The 16,460-nt window shown below is 71.4% G+C and carries 17 protein-coding genes; 4 read left to right on the top strand and 13 right to left on the bottom strand.

The features are described 5' to 3' along the window. Positions 1-146: 146 nt before the first annotated feature. The gene (locus tag HNR00_RS10600; protein ID WP_183569010.1) at positions 147-1,193 is read left to right on the top strand and encodes a cation diffusion facilitator family transporter; all 1,047 of its coding nucleotides are present in this window, start codon (positions 147-149) and stop codon (positions 1,191-1,193) included. Between the two features lie 280 nt (positions 1,194-1,473). Here HNR00_RS10600 and HNR00_RS10595 read toward each other — a convergent pair whose 3' ends face one another. Together HNR00_RS10595 and HNR00_RS10590 are read right to left on the bottom strand one after the other, a co-directional pair. Beyond that, a complete protein-coding gene (locus tag HNR00_RS10595) occupies positions 1,474-2,631 on the bottom strand; it encodes a M20 aminoacylase family protein (protein WP_183569008.1) in 1,158 nt (385 codons plus the stop codon). Beyond that, positions 2,628-3,851 carry a GNAT family N-acetyltransferase gene (locus HNR00_RS10590; protein WP_183569006.1) on the bottom strand — a complete coding sequence of 408 codons (1,224 nt, stop codon included), beginning with the start codon at positions 3,849-3,851 and terminating at the stop codon, positions 2,628-2,630. Before HNR00_RS10590 ends, HNR00_RS10595 begins: the two co-directional genes overlap by 4 nt. A 267-nt stretch (positions 3,852-4,118) precedes the next feature. Between HNR00_RS10590 and HNR00_RS10585 the strand changes: the two genes are divergently transcribed. Continuing rightward, positions 4,119-4,856, top strand: a complete 738-nt coding sequence (locus tag HNR00_RS10585) for an SOS response-associated peptidase (protein ID WP_183569004.1) — start codon at positions 4,119-4,121, stop codon at positions 4,854-4,856. Positions 4,857-4,929: 73 nt separating this feature from the next. On the opposite strand, the gene HNR00_RS10580 is transcribed toward HNR00_RS10585, so the two are convergent. After that, the gene (locus tag HNR00_RS10580) at positions 4,930-6,183 is read right to left on the bottom strand and encodes a class I SAM-dependent RNA methyltransferase (protein ID WP_183569002.1); all 1,254 of its coding nucleotides are present in this window, start codon (positions 6,181-6,183) and stop codon (positions 4,930-4,932) included. Then, positions 6,176-6,916: a TlyA family RNA methyltransferase gene (locus tag HNR00_RS10575; RefSeq protein WP_183569000.1), complete on the bottom strand. Its 741-nt coding sequence runs from the start codon at positions 6,914-6,916 to the stop codon at positions 6,176-6,178. The genes HNR00_RS10580 and HNR00_RS10575 overlap by 8 nt, the downstream gene beginning before the upstream one ends. Before the next feature lie 242 nt (positions 6,917-7,158). On the opposite strand from HNR00_RS10575, the gene HNR00_RS10570 reads away from it, so the two are divergent. Then, positions 7,159-7,734 (top strand): superoxide dismutase family protein, encoded by a 576-nt coding sequence (locus tag HNR00_RS10570; RefSeq protein ID WP_376770369.1) that lies wholly within the window; start codon positions 7,159-7,161, stop codon positions 7,732-7,734. Between the two features lie 207 nt (positions 7,735-7,941). On the opposite strand, the gene dxs is transcribed toward HNR00_RS10570, so the two are convergent. The 6 genes from dxs to ygfZ all read right to left on the bottom strand — a co-directional run bounded on the left by dxs (position 7,942) and on the right by ygfZ (position 13,012). Further along, the gene (gene dxs / locus HNR00_RS10565) at positions 7,942-9,924 is read right to left on the bottom strand and encodes a 1-deoxy-D-xylulose-5-phosphate synthase (protein ID WP_183568996.1); all 1,983 of its coding nucleotides are present in this window, start codon (positions 9,922-9,924) and stop codon (positions 7,942-7,944) included. Positions 9,925-10,011: 87 nt separating this feature from the next. Continuing rightward, positions 10,012-10,278: an exodeoxyribonuclease VII small subunit gene (locus HNR00_RS10560; RefSeq protein WP_183568994.1), complete on the bottom strand. Its 267-nt coding sequence runs from the start codon at positions 10,276-10,278 to the stop codon at positions 10,012-10,014. 114 nt (positions 10,279-10,392) lie between these two features. Further along, on the bottom strand, positions 10,393-10,914 hold the full coding sequence (locus tag HNR00_RS10555) for a tyrosine phosphatase family protein (protein WP_183568992.1): 522 nt from the start codon (positions 10,912-10,914) through the stop codon (positions 10,393-10,395). Then, positions 10,915-11,490 carry an HD domain-containing protein gene (locus HNR00_RS10550; RefSeq protein WP_183569249.1) on the bottom strand — a complete coding sequence of 192 codons (576 nt, stop codon included), beginning with the start codon at positions 11,488-11,490 and terminating at the stop codon, positions 10,915-10,917. Between the two features lie 44 nt (positions 11,491-11,534). Then, positions 11,535-12,158, bottom strand: coding sequence for a DNA-3-methyladenine glycosylase I (locus HNR00_RS10545; RefSeq protein WP_183568990.1), 624 nt, complete (start codon positions 12,156-12,158; stop codon positions 11,535-11,537). Beyond that, a complete protein-coding gene (gene ygfZ / locus HNR00_RS10540; protein WP_183568988.1) occupies positions 12,155-13,012 on the bottom strand; it encodes a CAF17-like 4Fe-4S cluster assembly/insertion protein YgfZ in 858 nt (285 codons plus the stop codon). The genes HNR00_RS10545 and ygfZ overlap by 4 nt, the downstream gene beginning before the upstream one ends. 100 nt (positions 13,013-13,112) lie before the next feature. Here ygfZ and HNR00_RS10535 point away from each other — a divergent pair, with 100 nt between their 5' ends. Further along, positions 13,113-14,450: a dihydroorotase gene (locus HNR00_RS10535; protein ID WP_183568986.1), complete on the top strand. Its 1,338-nt coding sequence runs from the start codon at positions 13,113-13,115 to the stop codon at positions 14,448-14,450. 598 nt (positions 14,451-15,048) lie between these two features. Here the strand turns inward: HNR00_RS10535 and HNR00_RS10530 are convergent. The 3 genes from HNR00_RS10530 to HNR00_RS10520 form a co-directional block, all read right to left on the bottom strand. After that, positions 15,049-15,297, bottom strand: coding sequence for a hypothetical protein (locus HNR00_RS10530; protein ID WP_183568984.1), 249 nt, complete (start codon positions 15,295-15,297; stop codon positions 15,049-15,051). Between the two features lie 229 nt (positions 15,298-15,526). Then, positions 15,527-15,982 (bottom strand): TIGR02301 family protein, encoded by a 456-nt coding sequence (locus tag HNR00_RS10525; protein ID WP_183568982.1) that lies wholly within the window; start codon positions 15,980-15,982, stop codon positions 15,527-15,529. After that, positions 15,979-16,443, bottom strand: coding sequence for an NUDIX hydrolase (locus tag HNR00_RS10520; protein ID WP_246390536.1), 465 nt, complete (start codon positions 16,441-16,443; stop codon positions 15,979-15,981). Before HNR00_RS10520 ends, HNR00_RS10525 begins: the two co-directional genes overlap by 4 nt. Between the last annotated feature and the right edge of the window lie 17 nt (positions 16,444-16,460).

Below are 16,460 nucleotides of genomic sequence, written 5' to 3'. Positions count from 1 at the left end.
TGCCCGGCAGGTTGCACGGGCGGCCCCGCGCCGTCGACTGCGAAAAATCATCCCGAAAAAAGCGCGTCGAACCTTGCGGCCCATGCGCGCGTTGAGTGCCCCGTGACGACGGCGACGCTTCCGGTGCGCCGAACGGGAGCGCGAGAATGGCCGAGAGCACGGGTGCGATCTACACGGCGGCGGGGGCCAACCTCGCCATCGCGGCGGCGAAGTTCGTCGGCGCCTTCCTGACCGGCTCGACCGCGATGCTGGCGGAGGGCGCGCACTCGCTGGTGGACACCGCCAACCAGATCCTGCTGCTCGTCGGACTCAAGCGGGCGGATAAGCCGGCCGATGCCAAACACCCCTTCGGCTACGGGCGCGAGGTCTACTTCTACGCCTTCATCGTCGCGCTGTTCATCTTCCTCGGCGGCGGCATCTTCGCGATCTACGAGGGCGCCCACAAGATCCAGCATCCCGAACCCGCCGCCGATGCCACCGTGTTCGGCATCCCCCTGTCGGGCTTCTGGGTGAACGTCTCGATCCTCGGCTTCGCGATCCTGGCCGAGGGCTATTCCTGCTTCGTGGCGGTGAAGGCGTTCTGGGCCGAGAAGGGCAACCGCACCGCGATCACCGCGATCAAGCGCAGCAAGGACCCGTCGCTCTACACCATCCTGGTCGAGGACGTGGCGGCGCTGATCGGCCTCGTCATCGCGATGAGCGGCGTGGTCGCGGCGCATGTGCTCGACATGCCGGTGCTGGACGGCTGGGCCTCGATCGGCATCGGCGTGGTGCTGATCGGCATGTCGATCTTCCTGATGTTCGAGACCCACGGCCTCTTGATCGGCGAGGCCGCCGACCCGGAGGTGGTCCGCGCGATCGACGCCGCCGTGCGCGAGGAGCGGGCGGTGCGCCACGTCAACGAGGTGCTGACCCAGCATCTCGGCCCCTCCGACATCCTGGTGAACCTCAGCCTCGACTTCGCCGACGAGATGCCCGCGGGCGAGGTGGAGCAGACGGTGGCGCGGCTGGAGCGGTGCATCAAGGCCAAGAGCCCGGACGTGAAGCGGGTCTTCATCGAGATCCAGGACCGCAAGGCCCACGACGCCACGACGGATGCGGCGAAGAAGGATGTGGCGACCCCCGCCGCGAGCCCGACCGTAGCACCTGCCGGTCCGGAGGCGGCCCCGCCCGGCTCGGCCGTGCCGGCCTGAGGCGGCGGCGGAACGGTTTCCAGTTTTCCCTCGTGACCTCAGACGGTTCCCCCCTCTCCCCGCACGCGGGGAGAGGCCTGCATGGACCTCGTCGTCCATGCAGGAAGCGGAGGTGAAGCCGGAGCGGCGGTGAGGGGGACTCGACGAAAGAGGCTCGTCCGGAACCGCCCCCTCACCCCCGGCTGCCGCCTTGCCGCGACGACGACAGGGTCGTCGCGGCCCTCTCCCCGCATGCGGGGCGAGGGGATGCACGGCGACCGACGCGCTCGGGCGAGTCGCCTCAAACCCGCGCCCGCCGCTCCACCACCCGCGCCAGATACGCCGCCCCGAGCGGAATCAAACTGTCGTCGAAATCGAAGCTGGCATTGTGCAGGCCCGGCCCCGGCGTTGCGCCGAGCCACGCATAGGCGCCCGGAACCGCCGCGACCATGTCGGCGAAATCCTCGCTGCCCATCCGCGGGATGGTGTCGGCATCGACCTTGTCGGTGCCGAACAGCTCGGTCGCGATCTCGGCCGCGGCCCGCGCCTGCTCGGCGCTGTTGTCGAGCACCGAGAACACGTCGCGCAGGTCCACTTCGATGGTGGCGCCGTAGGCGGCGGCGAAGCCCTGGGCCAGCTCACGGATGCGCTGGCCGACCAGCTTGCGCAAACCGGCGTCGAAGGTCCGCACGGTGCCGGCGAGGTGGGCGCCCTCGGGGATGACGTTGTAGGCTGCGCCCGCGTGAACTTGCGTGATCGAGACCACCGCGGCCTTGAGCGGGTCGCTGTTGCGGCTGACGATCGACTGCATCGCCTGGGCGAGCCCGGTGGCGATCACGATCGGATCGATGCCCTGCTGCGGCATCGCCGCGTGCGCCCCGCGCCCGGTGATGCGGATGTCGAAGAAGTCGGCTGCGGCCATCATCGGCCCGGCTCGGGTCTGGAACACGCCGTGCGGCCCCTGGGGCGCGTTGTGCAGGGCGTAGATCTCGTCGACGGGGAAGCGTTCGAACAGGCCGTCGGCGATCATCGCGCGGGCGCCGCCCAAGCCCTCCTCCGCCGGCTGGAACACGAACACCGCGGTGCCGTCGAAGTCGCGGGTCTCGGCGAGGTAGCGGGCTGCGCCGACCAGCATGGTGGTGTGCCCGTCGTGCCCGCAGGCGTGCATCGTGCCGGGCGTGGTCGAGCGGTAGGGGAGGTTGGTCTCCTCGGTGATCGGCAGGGCGTCCATGTCGGCGCGCAGCCCGATCCGGCGCTTGCCGGGGCGCCCCTGCAGCACGCCGACGACGCCGGTCTTGCCCAGCCCCCGGTGGACCTCGATGCCGAATTTTTCCAGATGCTCGGCGACGATTGCAGAGGTCCGCACCTCCTCGAACCCGATCTCGGGATGGGCGTGGAGGTCGCGCCGCAGCGCGGTCAGCTCGTCGGCGTAGCTACGGATGCGGTCGATCGGGCTCATGAATCCTCGCAATCCTGTCCGCCGCGGCGGAACGGCGACATCTGCGCGTACTCGTCGATGGCTGCGCGCACGGCGGCCCTCTCCCGCTTCAGATAGTCGCCCACCGCGCGGCCGAGGCCCGCATCGGCGAAATCGTGGGCCGAGTGCATCGCCACCGGGCGGTAGCCGCGGGCGAGCTTGTGCTCGCCCTGCGCGCCCGCTTCCACCCGCTTGAGGCCGCGAGCCAGCGCGAAATCGATCGCCTGATAGTAGCAGACCTCGAAATGCAGGAACGGATGGTCCTCGACGCAGCCCCAGTTGCGCCCGTAGAGCGCGGTGTCGCCGATGAAGTTGATGGCGCCCGCGATCGGCCGCCCGTCCTTTCGGGCGAAGACGAGCAGGATGCGCTCCGCCATCCGCTCGCCGATCAGCGAGAAGAAGCGCCGGTTGAGATAGGGCCGGCCCCATTTGCGGGCGCCGGTGTCCTGATAGAATGCGTAGAAGGCGTCCCAGTCGGCCTCCGTGATCTCGGACCCGGTGCGGTGCTCGATGGTGATGCCTGGGCTGAGCGCGTCGCGCCGCTCGCGCTTGATCGCCTTGCGCTTGCGCGAGGCCAGCGCCGAGAGGAAGTCGTCGAAGGTGCCGTAGCCCTCGTTGATCCAGTGGAACTGCTGGTCAATCCGCGGCAGCATCCCGAGCGCTTCCGCCTGATCCGATTCGCGCTCCCGCAGGAAGGTGGCGTGGATCGAGGAGGCCTCCGTCTCTTCCCGCAGCGCCCGCAGGCCCGCGACGATGGCGGAAGCCGCCGCATCCGGGTCTTCCCCCGGCGCGATCAGGAAGCGCGGGCCGGTCACGGGGGTGAACGGCACGCTCACTTGCAGCTTCGGGTAGTAGCTGCCGCCGGCCCGCTCGTAGGCGTCGGCCCAAGCATGGTCGAACACGTATTCGCCCTGGCTGTGGGACTTCAGGTAGCAGGGCGCGGCGCCGACGAGCCGGCCCTCGCGCTCGACGCGCACATGCAGCGGCAGCCAGCCGGTGCGGCGGGAGACGCAGCCCGATTCCTCCAGCGCCGAGAGGAAGGCGTGGGAGACGAACGGGTTGAAGGTCTCGTCGCCGGCCGAGAGGGTCTCGGGAGAGGTGGCGCAGGCGTCCCACTCGGCGGCCTCGAACCGGGCGAGGCCCGGCACGGCCCGCACCTGAAGGACGGGCTCGGGGCCGGTCGCCGTGGCGGGGGATGTCATGGTCGCCAACGTAGCGCCGCGGACGCCGCGCGCAACGGGACATATGGTCGAAGAGGGTGCCATCGCTCGTCCGAGCGATGGCACCGGATGGCCCGGCGCGAAGAGCGCCGCGGGCCTCGGCGCCGGCCGAGGCGTCGAGCGGAGCGAACAGCCTCAGGCCGCGGACGCGGCCGCCAGCGCTTGAGGCCCAGCAGGGAAGAACCAATTCTGTGCGGGGCCGTCTGTGACGCCTTGATCCTCTGCCCGTCCGCATACCAGATCGAAAAAATGTGCGGACGCTTCTTCATCGGTCAGCCTCCGGAGGTCTACCGGACGGTCTACGGCTATTCCGAGCGGCCGAACTTCCCTGGGCGCTACAACATCGCCCCGACCCAGCCGGTGCCGGTCGTGCTGACCGAGCAGGGCAAGCGGCAGTTCCGGCTGGTGCGCTGGGGCCTGTGGCCGACTTGGCTCAAGGACCCGAACGGGTTTCCGGTGCTGTTCAACGCCCGCATCGAATCGGCCGGCGAGAAGCCGGCCTTTCGCGGGGCCTTGCGGCACCGGCGCTGCATCTTCCTCGCCGATGGCTTCTACGAATGGCGCCGGGAAGGGACGGGCAAGGGCAGCGGCAAGGGGGCGGTCAAGCAACCCTTCGCGGTGCGCCGGACCGACGGTGCGCCGATGGCGCTCGCCGGCCTGTGGGAGCCCTGGGGCGGCGCCGACGGCTCGGAGGTCGACACCGCCGCCATCGTCACCTGCTCGGCCAACGGGACGCTCAGCGCGATCCACGAGCGCATGCCCGCGATCCTGAGCCCCGAGGCGGTCGATGCGTGGCTCGACCCGAGGGTGGACGGCCCCGAGGCCGCCCAGCTCTGCCGCCCCTACCCCGACGCATGGCTGCGGCTCGATGCCGTGAGCGAGCGCGTCAACGGCACCCGCCACGACGACCCGGACCTGATCGAGCCGGTCGGCCGGGCGCGGGCGGCGCCGGCGCCGCGGGCTGCCGTTCAGGGCGAGCTGTTCTGAGAGGCAAGCGAATCCGGGCTCTGCCCGGACCCGCCAAGGGCTCGCCCTTGGGACCCCTGACGGGGCGTGGCGCTCAGCGGAGCCGGCGGGGCTTGGGGGCGGTCTTGCGGAACACGCCGACGAGCTCGACATGGCCCGACCACGCGAACTGATCGACCGGGGTCACCCGCTCCAGCCGGTAGCCGCCCGCGATCAGGATGGCGGCGTCGCGGGCGAAGGTGCCGGGGTCGCAGGCGACCCCCACCACCAGCGGCACCTTCGATTCCGCAAGCCGGCGCGCCTGCGCCTCCGCGCCCGCCCGCGGCGGATCGAACACCACGGCGTCGAGACGGTCGAGTTCGGGCCCGAGCACCGGGCGGCGAAACAGGTCGCGCGCCTCCGCATCGATCCGCGACAGGCCGGCCGCCGCCCGGTAGGCGCGGGTCAACGCCTGGATCGAGCCCGCGTCGCCCTCGGCGGCATGGACCTCGCGGCCGGTCGCGGCCAGCGCCAGGGCGAAGGGGCCGCTGCCGCAGAAGAGGTCGGCCACGCGCTTGGCCTTGCCCATCGGCTCCAGCACGAGCGCGGTCAGCGCCGCCTCGCCCGAAGCCGTCGCCTGGAGGAAGCCGCCGGGCGGCGGCACGCGCCGGGCCATCCCCTCGCCGACCGCCGGCCCGCGGCGCTCCACCACGACGTCGCCGTGCAGCGACAGCCGGGCGAGGTCGAGTTCGCCCGCGAGCCGGGTCAGGACGCCGCGCACGCCCTCGCTCACCGGCCCGTGGCCGCGGATATCGACGTCGAGCCCGGCCCCGGCGGCGGTCACGGCCATGTCGAGGGGCTTGCGGCCGTGGCCCAGCGGGGCGGCCAGCGCCTCGGCGACCGCGGGCGCCCGGTGCAGGCCCGGCACGGTGATCGGGCAATGGTCGAGGGGCACCAGCGCGTGGCTGCGCGCCGCCATCAGCCCGGCCCGCGCCCGGCCCTCGATCTCGCGCACGTGCAGCACGATGCGCCGCCTTCCCTCGCCTCGCGCGTCGAGGAGCGGCGCCAGCTGCGTCTCGATCCGCGCCTGCGCCAGCGCGCCTTCGACGATGCCGCGCTTCCAGTCCGCATAAGGTTCGGGCGCGAGGTGCTGCACGGCGCAGCCGCCGCACGCGGAATAGTACGGGCAGAACGGCGCGATCCGCTCGGGCGAGGGCGTCTCGACGGCGACGAGGGTGCCGTGGCGGCCCTCGCGGTGCACCTGCACGCGCTCGCCGGGCAGCGCGCCGGGCACGGGCAAGCCGTCCTCGGCAAGGCCGTCGCCGCGGGCGCCGAGGCGGGCGATGGTCAGGGTTTCAGGCTCAGACATGGTTCGTTCGCTTGGCGCCGATCAGGAATTCGCGGTTGCCGTCGCCGCCCTCGACGGGGGAGGGGATCAGGCCGAGGAGAGTGAAGCCGAGATCGGTCAGGAGCCGCCGCACCGCCTCGCAGACCTCCGCATGCACGGCCTCGTCGCGGACGATGCCGCCGCGTCCGACCCGCTCGCGCCCGGCCTCGAATTGCGGCTTGATCAGCGCCACCAGCGCCGCCTCCCCCGCGAGCAGGCGGGAGACGCTCGGCAGCACGAGGCGCAGGCCGATGAAGCTCACGTCGACGACGGCGAGCCGCGGCGCCGGGTCGAGCCCCTCGAGGCTGCGGATGTCGGTGCCCTCGCGGACACTCACGCGGGGGTCGGCGCGCAAGGACGCGTCGAACTGATCGCGGCCGACATCGACGGCGTGGACATGCGCCGCCCCGCGCCGCAGCAACACGTCGGTGAAGCCGCCGGTCGAGGCGCCGACATCGAGGCAGGGCAGGCCGGCGGGGTCGATTCCGAGCGCGTCGAGGGCGGCGGCGAGCTTCAGCCCGCCGCGGGAGACGTAGGGGTGGGCGGCGGCGGCCTCGATCCGGGCGCCCTCGGCGATCGGGGCGGCGGGGCGGGTCACCGGGCAGCCGTCGGCGAAGACGAGGCCGGCCTCGATCGCGGCCCGCGCCTGCGCCCGGCTGCGGAAATGGCCGCGCTCGACCAGCACCCGGTCGGCACGGAGGCGTTCGCCCGTCATCGTCTCTCTCTTTACGGCCCCGCGGTTTCGTGAAGGGCGGTTCGTGACGGCCGCCGCCGGCCCGCCCCTGTCGCGCGGCCCCGGCACGCCTTACCTTGAGCGGGCCAAACGCGCGGTGCGAGTTCGAGCGCCCGCGCCGGGGCCGGATAATCCGGTTCCCCTACGGTCACAAGCGATTGCCCTGCGCCGGGCGGTCGCCATCGGGAGACGAACGACCCATGCGAGGACAGATGAGCGGTCTCATGACGCGTGCCCACCGACGCCTCCCGCTGGCCGCCGCCGCGCTCGCGGCCCTGTGCGCGCCCGCCCTCGCGCAAGCGCCGGCCAAGGAACCGGGCAAGGAGCCGGCGAAAGAGGAAGCCTCCGCCCCGCAGACCTACGAGAGCGCGATCACCAACGGCAAGGGCGAGACCATCGGAAAGATCATGATCCGCGACGGGGCGAACTCGCTCGTCATGCGGGTGACGGTCCAGGCCGGCGGCCTGCCGCCGGGCTGGCACGGCATCCATTTCCACGCGGTCGGCGACTGCTCGGACACGGAGAAGTTCGAGAAGTCGAAGGCCCACGTGAACCACGACCAGAGCAAGCACGGCCTGCTCAACCCCGACGGCCCGGACGAGGGCGACCTCCCCAACGTCTACGCAAATGCGGACGGCTCGGTGAACGCGGAGGTCTCCAGCGAGACCCCCCTGACCGGCGAGGGGGGGCTACGCGACGGCGACGGCTCGGCGCTCATCGTCCACGCCAACGAGGACGACCACAACACCCAGCCGATCGGCGGCGCGGGCCCGCGGATCGCGTGCGCGGTGATCAAGTAGGGCGCAAGCTGCGCCGAAAACCCTCTCCCCTCTGCGGGAGAGGGTGGCCCTCGCGTCAGCGAGGGTCGGGTGAGGGGAGCGACGGTGCAAGAAGGAGCGCTGTTTCGGATGACGGGCGCCTGATCCGGCACCGTCGCCCCTCTCCCGCCCCGCATCCGCGGGGCACCCTCCCCCGCAGAGGGGGGAGGGTTCGGCGGTGGAGGCAGCTTATCGCTTCAGGTTCACCACACTGCTCTCGCGCGATTCCGCCACTTCGCCCGGCGGCAGCGCAGCCCGCACCGCCTTGAGGATACCCTCGGCGTCGAGGCCGGCCTGCGCGTACATCTTCTCCGGCTTGTCGTGGTCCTGATAGGCGTCCGGAAGCGTGAGCGTCCGCACGCGCACCCGGCCCGCATCCAGCACGCCGCGCTCGGCGAGCAGATGCAGAACCATCGCCCCGAACCCGCCGACCGAGCCCTCCTCGACCGTCACCAGAACCTCGTGGTGGTTCGCCAGATCGACCACCAGTTCCGCGTCCAGCGGCTTGGCGAAGCGCGCATCCGCCACCGTCACCGCCACGCCCTCGGCCTCCAGGGCGTCGGCCGCCTTCAGCGCCTCCGATAGCCGCGTGCCGAGCGAGAGAAGCGCCACCCGCGCCCCCTCGGGCCGGCGCACCACCCGGCCCCGGCCGATGGCGAGAGGCTCGCCCTTCTCCGGCAGCTCGAGGCCGACGCCCTCGCCGCGCGGATAGCGGAGCGCGATCGGGCCGCTGTCGTGCGCATGCGCGGTCGCCACCATGTGCACCAGCTCGGCCTCGTCGGCCGCCGCCATCACCGTCATGTTCGGCAGGCAGCAGAGATAGGCCAGATCGAACGCGCCCGCATGGGTGGCGCCGTCGGCACCCACCAGACCGGCCCGGTCGAGGCAGAAGCGCACCGGCAGGTTCTGCAGGGCGATGTCGTGCACGACCTGATCGTAGGCCCGCTGCAGGAAGGTCGAGTAGATCGCCACGAACGGCTTGTAGCCCTCCGTCGCCAGACCGCCCGCGAACGTCACGGCGTGCTGCTCGGCGATGCCGACGTCGAAGGTCTTGTCCGGGTGCGCCTTGCCGAACAGGTCGATGCCGGTGCCGCCGGGCATCGCGGCGGTGATCGCCACCACCTTCGGATCGGCGTCGGCGGCCTTGATCAGGCTCTCGCCGAACACGCGGGTATAGGCCGGGGCGTTCGCCTTGGCCTTGGCCTGCACGCCGGACACCACGTCGAACTTGACCACGCCGTGATAACGGTCGGCGGACGCCTCCGCCGGGCCGTAGCCCTTGCCCTTCTGCGTCACGACATGGAGCAGGATCGGACCCTGGTCCGAGTCGCGGACGTTCTTCAACACCGGCAGCAGGTGGTTGAGGTTGTGCCCGTCGACGGGCCCGACATAGTGGAAGCCCATCTCCTCGAACATGGTGCCGCCGCCGACGATCAGCGAGCGGGCATATTCCTCCGCCGCCGCCGCGCGCTCGTAGAGGGCCTTGGGCAGGAGCTTGCCGAGTTGCTTCGCCGTCTCGCGCAGGCCCCGGTAGGTGCCGCCCGACGCCAGCCGCGCGAGGTAGGCCGACATCGCGCCGACGGGGGGCGCGATCGACATGTCGTTGTCGTTGAGGATGACGATCAGGCGCGAGTGCAGCGCGCCGGCATTGTTCATCGCCTCGTAGGCCATGCCCGCCGACATCGAGCCGTCGCCGATCACCGCCACCATGTTGCGGCGCTTGGGCGGCGTTTCGCCCCTCGCTTTGGCATCGGCTTCCGCGAGGTCGCGGCCGACGGCCATGCCGAGCGCGGCCGAGATCGAGGTGGAGGAATGCGCCGCGCCGAACGGGTCGTATTCGCTCTCCGAGCGCTTGGTGAAGCCGGAGAGGCCACCGCCCTGCCTCAGTGTGCGGATGCGGTCGCGGCGGCCTGTCAGGATCTTGTGCGGATAGCACTGGTGGCCGACGTCCCAGACGATGCGGTCGTCGGGGGTATCGAACACATGGTGGAGCGCCACCGTCAGTTCGACCACGCCCAGCCCCGAGCCGAGATGGCCGCCGGTGACCGAGACGGCGTCGATCATCTCGGCGCGCACGGCGTCCGCCACGTCCCGGAGCTTGCTCTCGGGCAGAAGCCGCAGCCGGTCGGGCGTCTCAAGCCCCTCGAGGATCGTCGTGTCCGCTAGTGCCACCGGAGCAGCCTCATGCCCGAAGTGAGGAACAGCGCGCGAGATTTTCGCACGCATCGAGTTTTTGAGTTTGAGAGAGGAGCATTTCGCCTACTCGACATCGAGCGGCGCGGTGCCCGCGGCCCGGCCGTCGGGGCCGACCGCGATGGTCTGGATGCGTGCCTCGGCCCGCTTCAGCAGCGCCTCGCAATGGCGCTTGAGCGCCTCGCCGCGCTCGTAGATCGCCACCGACTCGTCCAGCGGCACGTCGCCGCGCTCCAGCCGGCGCACGATCTCCTCGAGCTGCGCCATGGCCTGCTCGAACGGCAGATCGTCCGGCAGCACCTCGGCGGGCGCGGCAGGTCGTTGAGCGTCCATCCCGGCTTTCCTGCCCGATCCCCCGTTGACGCGGGTTATGACGGGACGGCCTCCATCGCACAAGCCCGGTGGATTGCGTGCGACCGATCACGAGACCACGTTGGCGCGAGCGGGTCAGGCCATGGTGAGTTGAAACGGGGTGCCCTCGAACGCCTCCGCCCCGCGGCCGATCGCGGCGATGGCGGCGCTCATGCGGCCCTCCCGCCCGAGCAGATCGTCGGCGATGGCCACGAACAGGCGGTTCGGCGTGGCGCTCGGGGCGAGCCGGCGCAATTCGGCGGCAAGCTCGGTTTCGTCGCGCTCGGGTGAGAGCGCGCAGGCCACCGCGTAGGCGGCGGCCGTCGAGCGGCTGATGCCGGCATAGCAGTGCAGCAGCAGCGGGCGCTCCCGGTTCCAGGCGGCGGCGAAGTCGAGGACGGCGCGCACATGCGCCTCGCCCGGCGGGAGATGGCCCTCCATCGGCGCGACGATGTCGCTGAAGCCGACCCGCAGATGGTGATCGGGGGCGATCGTTTCCGGGCGCTCGATGGCGAGCCCCGGGCTGCCGAGTGTCGCCAGCGTCACGAGATGGCTGGCCCCGCTCGCCGCCAGCGTCTCGGGCAGCCGCGACAGCGGGCAGACGTGGAGGGAGGACACTCAGGGGGCCCCTTGCAGCGCGCCGAGGCGGGCGCGATAGGCCGCCTCGGCCTCCGCGGTCGGGCGGGGGACCAGCAACGCCTCGATCTCCGGCATCGCCCTATCCGGAAGGGCCGGGGGCCTGCCGAAAATCTGGTCGGCCTCGGCCATGGAGAAGCCGGCGAGCCGCGTCGCCTCCAGATAGGCCGCGATCCGGTCGGCGCGCTTGACGAGGCGGGCGAGCGCCGGAGCCGGGGCGGGCAGGCCGACGCGCTGGCGGATCGCCCCGAGCAGGCGGCGCTCGACGCTGCGATAGGCGTCGCCGATGGCGTTCTTGAGGGGCGAGATGATGTCGCCGATGACGTATTCCGGTGCATCGTGCAGCAGCAGTTCCAGCCGCTCCGGGGGGCCGAGCCGCGGGTCGAGGGCGCCGCCGATGGCCTCGACCAGAAGCGAGTGCTGGGCCACCGAGAACACGTGCGGCCCGGCGGTCTGCCCGTTCCAGCGGGCGACGCGGGCGAGCCCGTGGGCGATGTCGGCGATCTCGACATCCAGCGCCGACGGGTCGAGCAGGTCGAGGCGGCGCCCCGACAGCATCCGCTGCCACGCCCGCGCTTTTTTGGGATTTCGGGACGGCGCGTTCACGAACGGGAGGTCTCGCCGAGGGCGGCGCAAGGCGCGTGGCGGTGGCAGCCGACGAGGTGGTCGTTGACCATGCCGACCGCCTGCATGAAGGCGTGGACGATGGTGGGGCCGACGAAGGTGAAACCCTTCTGCTTCAGGGCCTTGCCGATCCTTTTCGAGACCTCCGTCTCGGTCGCGATGTCGGCCCGGCTCCTGGCGTTGGTCTGGATCGGCCGGCCGTCGCAGAAATCCCAGAGGAAGTCCGAAAAGCCCGGCCCCGCCTCTTCGATGGCGAGCCACGCCCGCGCCCCACTGATCGTCCCGCGGATCTTGGCGCGGTTGCGGATGATGCCGGTGTCGCCCATCAGCCGCTCGACGTCGTCGTCCGTGAAGCGGGCGATGCGCTCGGGCTCGAAGTTCTGGAAGGCCCGGCGAAACCCCTCGCGGCGGCGCAGGATGGTGATCCACGACAGGCCGGCCTGGAACCCGTCGAGAATCAGCTTTTCGTAAAGCGCGCGGGAATCGTACTCGGGCACGCCCCATTCGGTGTCGTGATAGGCGACGTAGACCGGATCGAGCCCCGGCCACCAGCAGCGGGGGCAGCCGTCGGCGTGCTCCGTGATCAGCCCGTTCGCGCTCATCCGGCGGCGGCCGTGTCGGTGGGGAAGGCGAAGGTGGCGAAGGCCGGCTTTTCCACGCCCGCGACGCTTCCGCCGGCCCGCACCGGCTCGCCCGCGGCCAGCGCGTCGCCGAGGCGGTCGAGGCGGATCGTGGCGAGGCCCCGCCCGCCCGCCGCGCTGCCGGTGAGCCCGAGGGTTCGAGCGCCCGCCGTCACCTCGGTGCCGGGGGCGGGCGCCGGCCCTTCGGCGAAGACCAGCGGCAGGATGCGGGTGCGGGCGGTGCCGCGGTGCTGCATGCGCGAGACCACTTCCTGGCCGACATAGCAGCCCTTCCTGAAGTCCACGCCGCCGAGTTGATCCATCAGCGCCTCGTGCGGGAAGGCGTCGCTGAACGCGAAGTCGCGCCCGCCCTCGGGGACGCCGAGCGCGATGCGGTGGGCGTGGTAATCGGCCTCCGAGGCATCCGCCGAGAAGGCGCCCTCGGTGAAGTAGAGGCGCTCGCCGAGGGCGGGCAAGCGCCCGTCCCGCACCCGGATCGTCTCGGCGGCGGTCTCGGCGCCGTCCCAGGCGGCGGCGACGCCGAGCGTCGGGTCGGCACCGATGCTCACCTTGGCGCGCAGGCGGTAGAGCCCGAGCCGCTTGACGAGATCGGCCGCGCGCTCGGCCGTCACGTCGAGCTTGAAACCGTCCGCGCCATCACGAAAAACCAGAAAATCGAACTGGATTTTGCCCTGCGGCGTCAGCAGGGCGCCGAGCCTCGCCTCGCCCTCGGGCAGGGTCTCGACGTTGCAGGTGAGGATGCCCTGGAGGAAGGCGGTCGCGTCCGCGCCCGTGACGGCGACGACGGCGCGCTCGGACAGCAGGGCGATCGGCATGGTCTCTCCTGAGGGCGGCGTCGGCGTTGCATGGGGTCCGCGGCTGACATAAGCCGCGCCCATCCCGGCCTCAATCGCCCGCGCACAGGGAAGAGCCCCGATGGACACGCCCTTCGATCTCGTCCTCGCCGGCGGCACGCTGGTCAACCACGACGGCGAACGCGCCGCCGATCTCGGCATCCGCGGGGGGCGCGTCGCCGCCATCGGAGACCTGTCGAACGCCGCGGCGACCGAGCGGCGCGATTGCCGCGGCCTGCACCTGCTCCCCGGCGTCATCGACAGCCAGGTGCATTTCCGCGAGCCCGGCCTCGATCACAAGGAGGATCTGGAGTCGGGCTCGCGCGCCGCGGTGATGGGCGGCGTGACGGCGGTGTTCGAGATGCCCAACACCGACCCGCAGACGACGAGTGCGGAGGCGCTCGCCGACAAGGTGGCGCGCGCCCATCACCGCATGCATTGCGACTTCGCGTTCTGGGTCGGCGGCACCCACGAGAACGCGGGCGACGTCGCCGCCCTGGAACGGCTGCCGGGGGCGGCGGGGATCAAGGTGTTCATCGGCTCCTCCACCGGCTCGCTGCTCGTCGAGGACGATGCGGGCGTGCGCGCGATCCTGAAAAACATCCGCCGCCGCGCCGCCTTCCACTCCGAGGACGAGCCGATGCTGCGCGAACGGAAAGACCTGCGCGTGCTGGGCGACCCGGCCTCGCACCCGGTCTGGCGCTCGCCGGAGGTCGCGGTGAAGGCCACCGAGCGGCTGATCGCGCTGGCGCGGGAGACCGGCGCACGCATCCACATCCTGCACATCTCGACCGCGGACGAGATGCCGATTCTTTCCGAGGCCAAGGACGTCGCGAGCGTCGAGGTGACGCCGCATCACCTCACCCTCGACGGCACCGAGGCGTATGCCCGCCTCGGCACGCTGGTGCAGATGAACCCGCCGGTGCGCGACGCCGCCCACCGCGACGGCCTCTGGCGCGGCCTGTCTCAGGGCGTGGTCGACGTGCTCGGCTCGGACCACGCGCCGCACACGCTGGACGAGAAGGCCAAGCCCTATCCGGATTCGCCGTCCGGCATGACCGGGGTGCAGACGCTGGTGCCGATCATGCTCGACCACGTGGCGGCAGGGCGCCTCTCGCTCGCCCGCCTCGTCGACCTGACGAGCGCGGGGCCGAAGCGCCTGTTCGGGATCAGTCGGAAGGGCCGGCTGGCGCTCGGCTACGACGCCGACGTGACGGTGGTGGACCTCAAGCGCCGCGAGACGATCCGCAACGAGTGGATCGCCTCGAAATGCGGCTGGACCCCCTATGACGGCGTGACCGTCACCGGCTGGCCGGTCGGCACCGTGGTGCGCGGCGTGCCGGTGATGTGGCAGGGGGAACTCGCCAACCCGTCGCGGGGCGAGGCGGTGGTGTTCGAGGAAGCGTTGCCGACGGGCTGAGGAAGGCTGCGGCACCGAACTCGGGCCGACCATCGATTCGACTCCGCTCGAATTCCATCGTCATTCCGGGTGATCGAGAGCGGCGAACTTTATTGCGGCTGCGCCCCGATCAGGTGCAGCCCGTTGCGGCTGCGGAACCAGCGCGTCATCGGGGGGAGGTCGCAGCCGTGTTCCTCGAACACGCCGGCCGGACTCTCCACGGGTTGTCCGGCGGTGCGCCGTCCCTCGATATCGATGGCCGGTGTCTGGGACGGATGAACGACTTCAGGGTCGATCCAGCGATACTTGATCGCAAAACGCAGAGCACACGCGCTTACGCGTTGCTGACGAAATCCCGAGAGGGCTCGTCGTAACAATCGCACGACTTGGCGTGCCGCTGCATACGCAAAATGCGAAACTTCATGGCTGCGTGGACACGACAGGAATATACGTAGAATTTTCGGATTTACACTGGCATCGACTCGATCGCCACTTCTTCCAACCCTCGCCCTCATCCTGAGGTGCCGCGAAGCATAGCCTCGAAGGAGGGCTCCTTCGAGGCCGCTTCGCGCACCTCAGGATGAGGGGGTTTGGCGAGACAAGCCGGGCGAACGAGGCCTCAGTGCTGCAGCGTCGTGGTGAAGCCGCCGCCGCGGATGCGCTCGGGCAGGCTCTCGGCGTAGCGGGCGGTCGCGTCCTCGCCGTAGGTGGCCACGAGTTCCTGGAAGGCGGCGAACAGGGCGGCCTGGGCCATGCAGTCGCCGTCGATCCCGTCGAGGCAGCCTTCGGCGAACGCCTCGGTCACGAGGCCCAGCGCGGCGCGCTTGCTCTCCGGATCGGATTCGAACGGAGCGGGGTCATGGATCATGGCGCGCACTTCGGTTCCCGGCCGGCATGGTGCCGGCAAGACATCGGCACGATACGGCCTCCCGGACGGGCCGGGAAGCGGGGAATTGCGAAGAGGTTAACGCGGACGCTCGATTGCGAAGGTTTTTCGGAAGCGGCCGGACTTGTGGCGTTCGGGCAACAGAGCGCCTTCGGGACAGGCGCAGGACGGCGCGCCCCCGCATGAAGACGGTTCGGGCTCAGCAACGGAATCAACCGCCGAAGCGGCCGGCGATGGCATGGGAGAGGCGCTCGCCCTCGGCGACGAAGCGCCGGGCGGCCTCGCCCGCGGCGGGCGTGCAGATCCGGTAGGTCAGGCTGTAACCGCGGAATCCGCGGTTGTAGGCCCCCGCCAGACGGTCCCGGCGGGCCGGCGTGACGCCTTCGGATTCGAGGATCGCCTTCATCCGGGTGGGCCACTCGGCGGCGTCCGGGGCGGCGCAGAGGTTGCGCAGGAAGGCGAGCGCCCCGACGATCTCGGAGAGCCGCAGGAGGTCGCGGTCGTAGGGCGCGGGCGGCGGCTCCGGCGGGGGCGGGGGTTCTTTCTCTTTCTCGGGCGGCTTGGCCGGCGGACGCGCGGAGCGCTGCTGCGCCCACGCATCGGACGCCGCCAGCACGGGCCCGAGCGCCAGCAGGGCGGCCAGAGCGAGGATCGCCGGCCGCCTCATGCGGTCTCCTCGCCGGCCGCGGAGACGCGCAGAAACGCCTCGCGCAGGGTGTCGATCAGGCCGGGCGTGGTGGCGAGGCCCTCGACCTCGTCGAGGCGGGCCCAGCGCACAGCGAGCGCCTCCGGCCCCGGCGCGGGCTCGACCGCGCGCCAGAGGGCGGCGTGGGGATGGATGACGTAGTGGTGCCGCAGGCGGCCGTCGGCGTCGCGCATCAGGATCTCGGTCGGCGTCAGGCTCGGGCCGACCACCTCGGCGCGGCTGCCCACCTCTTCCTCCAGTTCGCGGAGCGCCGCCTCGGCCAGTCGCTCGCCGGCCTCGACGAGGCCGCCGGGCAGGGTCCAGACGCCGCGCATCGGCTCGGCGGCGCGTTGCGCCAGCAGGACGCGCCCATCGCGGATCACCGCGACCGAGACGCCGATCAGCGGGCGGCCCGGAAACAGGCGCCCGTCGTCGGTGGGCAAGTCCGCCGGCAAATCCG

Origin of the sequence: Methylorubrum rhodinum (assembly GCF_014199935.1) — a bacterium.
Taxonomy (GTDB): domain Bacteria; phylum Pseudomonadota; class Alphaproteobacteria; order Rhizobiales; family Beijerinckiaceae; genus Methylobacterium; species Methylobacterium rhodinum.
Note: the sequence above shows the minus strand (reverse complement) of the source record. Positions and strands in the feature narration are given on the sequence as shown.

Bases quoted from the DNA above. Each gene is read 5' to 3' on its own strand.
- HNR00_RS10570 (WP_376770369.1), top strand. From the start codon at position 7,159: ATGACGCGTGCCCACCGACGCCTCCCGCTGGCCGCCGCCGCGCTCGCG.
- HNR00_RS10545 (WP_183568990.1), bottom strand. From the start codon at position 12,158: ATGAGCGCGAACGGGCTGATCACGGAGCACGCCGACGGCTGCCCCCGC.
- HNR00_RS10595 (WP_183569008.1), bottom strand. From the start codon at position 2,631: ATGAGCCCGATCGACCGCATCCGTAGCTACGCCGACGAGCTGACCGCG.
- HNR00_RS10575 (WP_183569000.1), bottom strand. From the start codon at position 6,916: ATGACGGGCGAACGCCTCCGTGCCGACCGGGTGCTGGTCGAGCGCGGC.
- HNR00_RS10600 (WP_183569010.1), top strand. From the start codon at position 147: ATGGCCGAGAGCACGGGTGCGATCTACACGGCGGCGGGGGCCAACCTC.
- HNR00_RS10590 (WP_183569006.1), bottom strand. From the start codon at position 3,851: ATGACATCCCCCGCCACGGCGACCGGCCCCGAGCCCGTCCTTCAGGTG.
- HNR00_RS10535 (WP_183568986.1), top strand. From the start codon at position 13,113: ATGGACACGCCCTTCGATCTCGTCCTCGCCGGCGGCACGCTGGTCAAC.
- ygfZ (WP_183568988.1), bottom strand. From the start codon at position 13,012: ATGCCGATCGCCCTGCTGTCCGAGCGCGCCGTCGTCGCCGTCACGGGC.
- HNR00_RS10550 (WP_183569249.1), bottom strand. From the start codon at position 11,490: ATGCTGTCGGGGCGCCGCCTCGACCTGCTCGACCCGTCGGCGCTGGAT.
- HNR00_RS10560 (WP_183568994.1), bottom strand. From the start codon at position 10,278: ATGGACGCTCAACGACCTGCCGCGCCCGCCGAGGTGCTGCCGGACGAT.
- HNR00_RS10585 (WP_183569004.1), top strand. From the start codon at position 4,119: ATGTGCGGACGCTTCTTCATCGGTCAGCCTCCGGAGGTCTACCGGACG.
- HNR00_RS10580 (WP_183569002.1), bottom strand. From the start codon at position 6,183: ATGTCTGAGCCTGAAACCCTGACCATCGCCCGCCTCGGCGCCCGCGGC.
- HNR00_RS10530 (WP_183568984.1), bottom strand. From the start codon at position 15,297: ATGATCCATGACCCCGCTCCGTTCGAATCCGATCCGGAGAGCAAGCGC.
- HNR00_RS10525 (WP_183568982.1), bottom strand. From the start codon at position 15,982: ATGAGGCGGCCGGCGATCCTCGCTCTGGCCGCCCTGCTGGCGCTCGGG.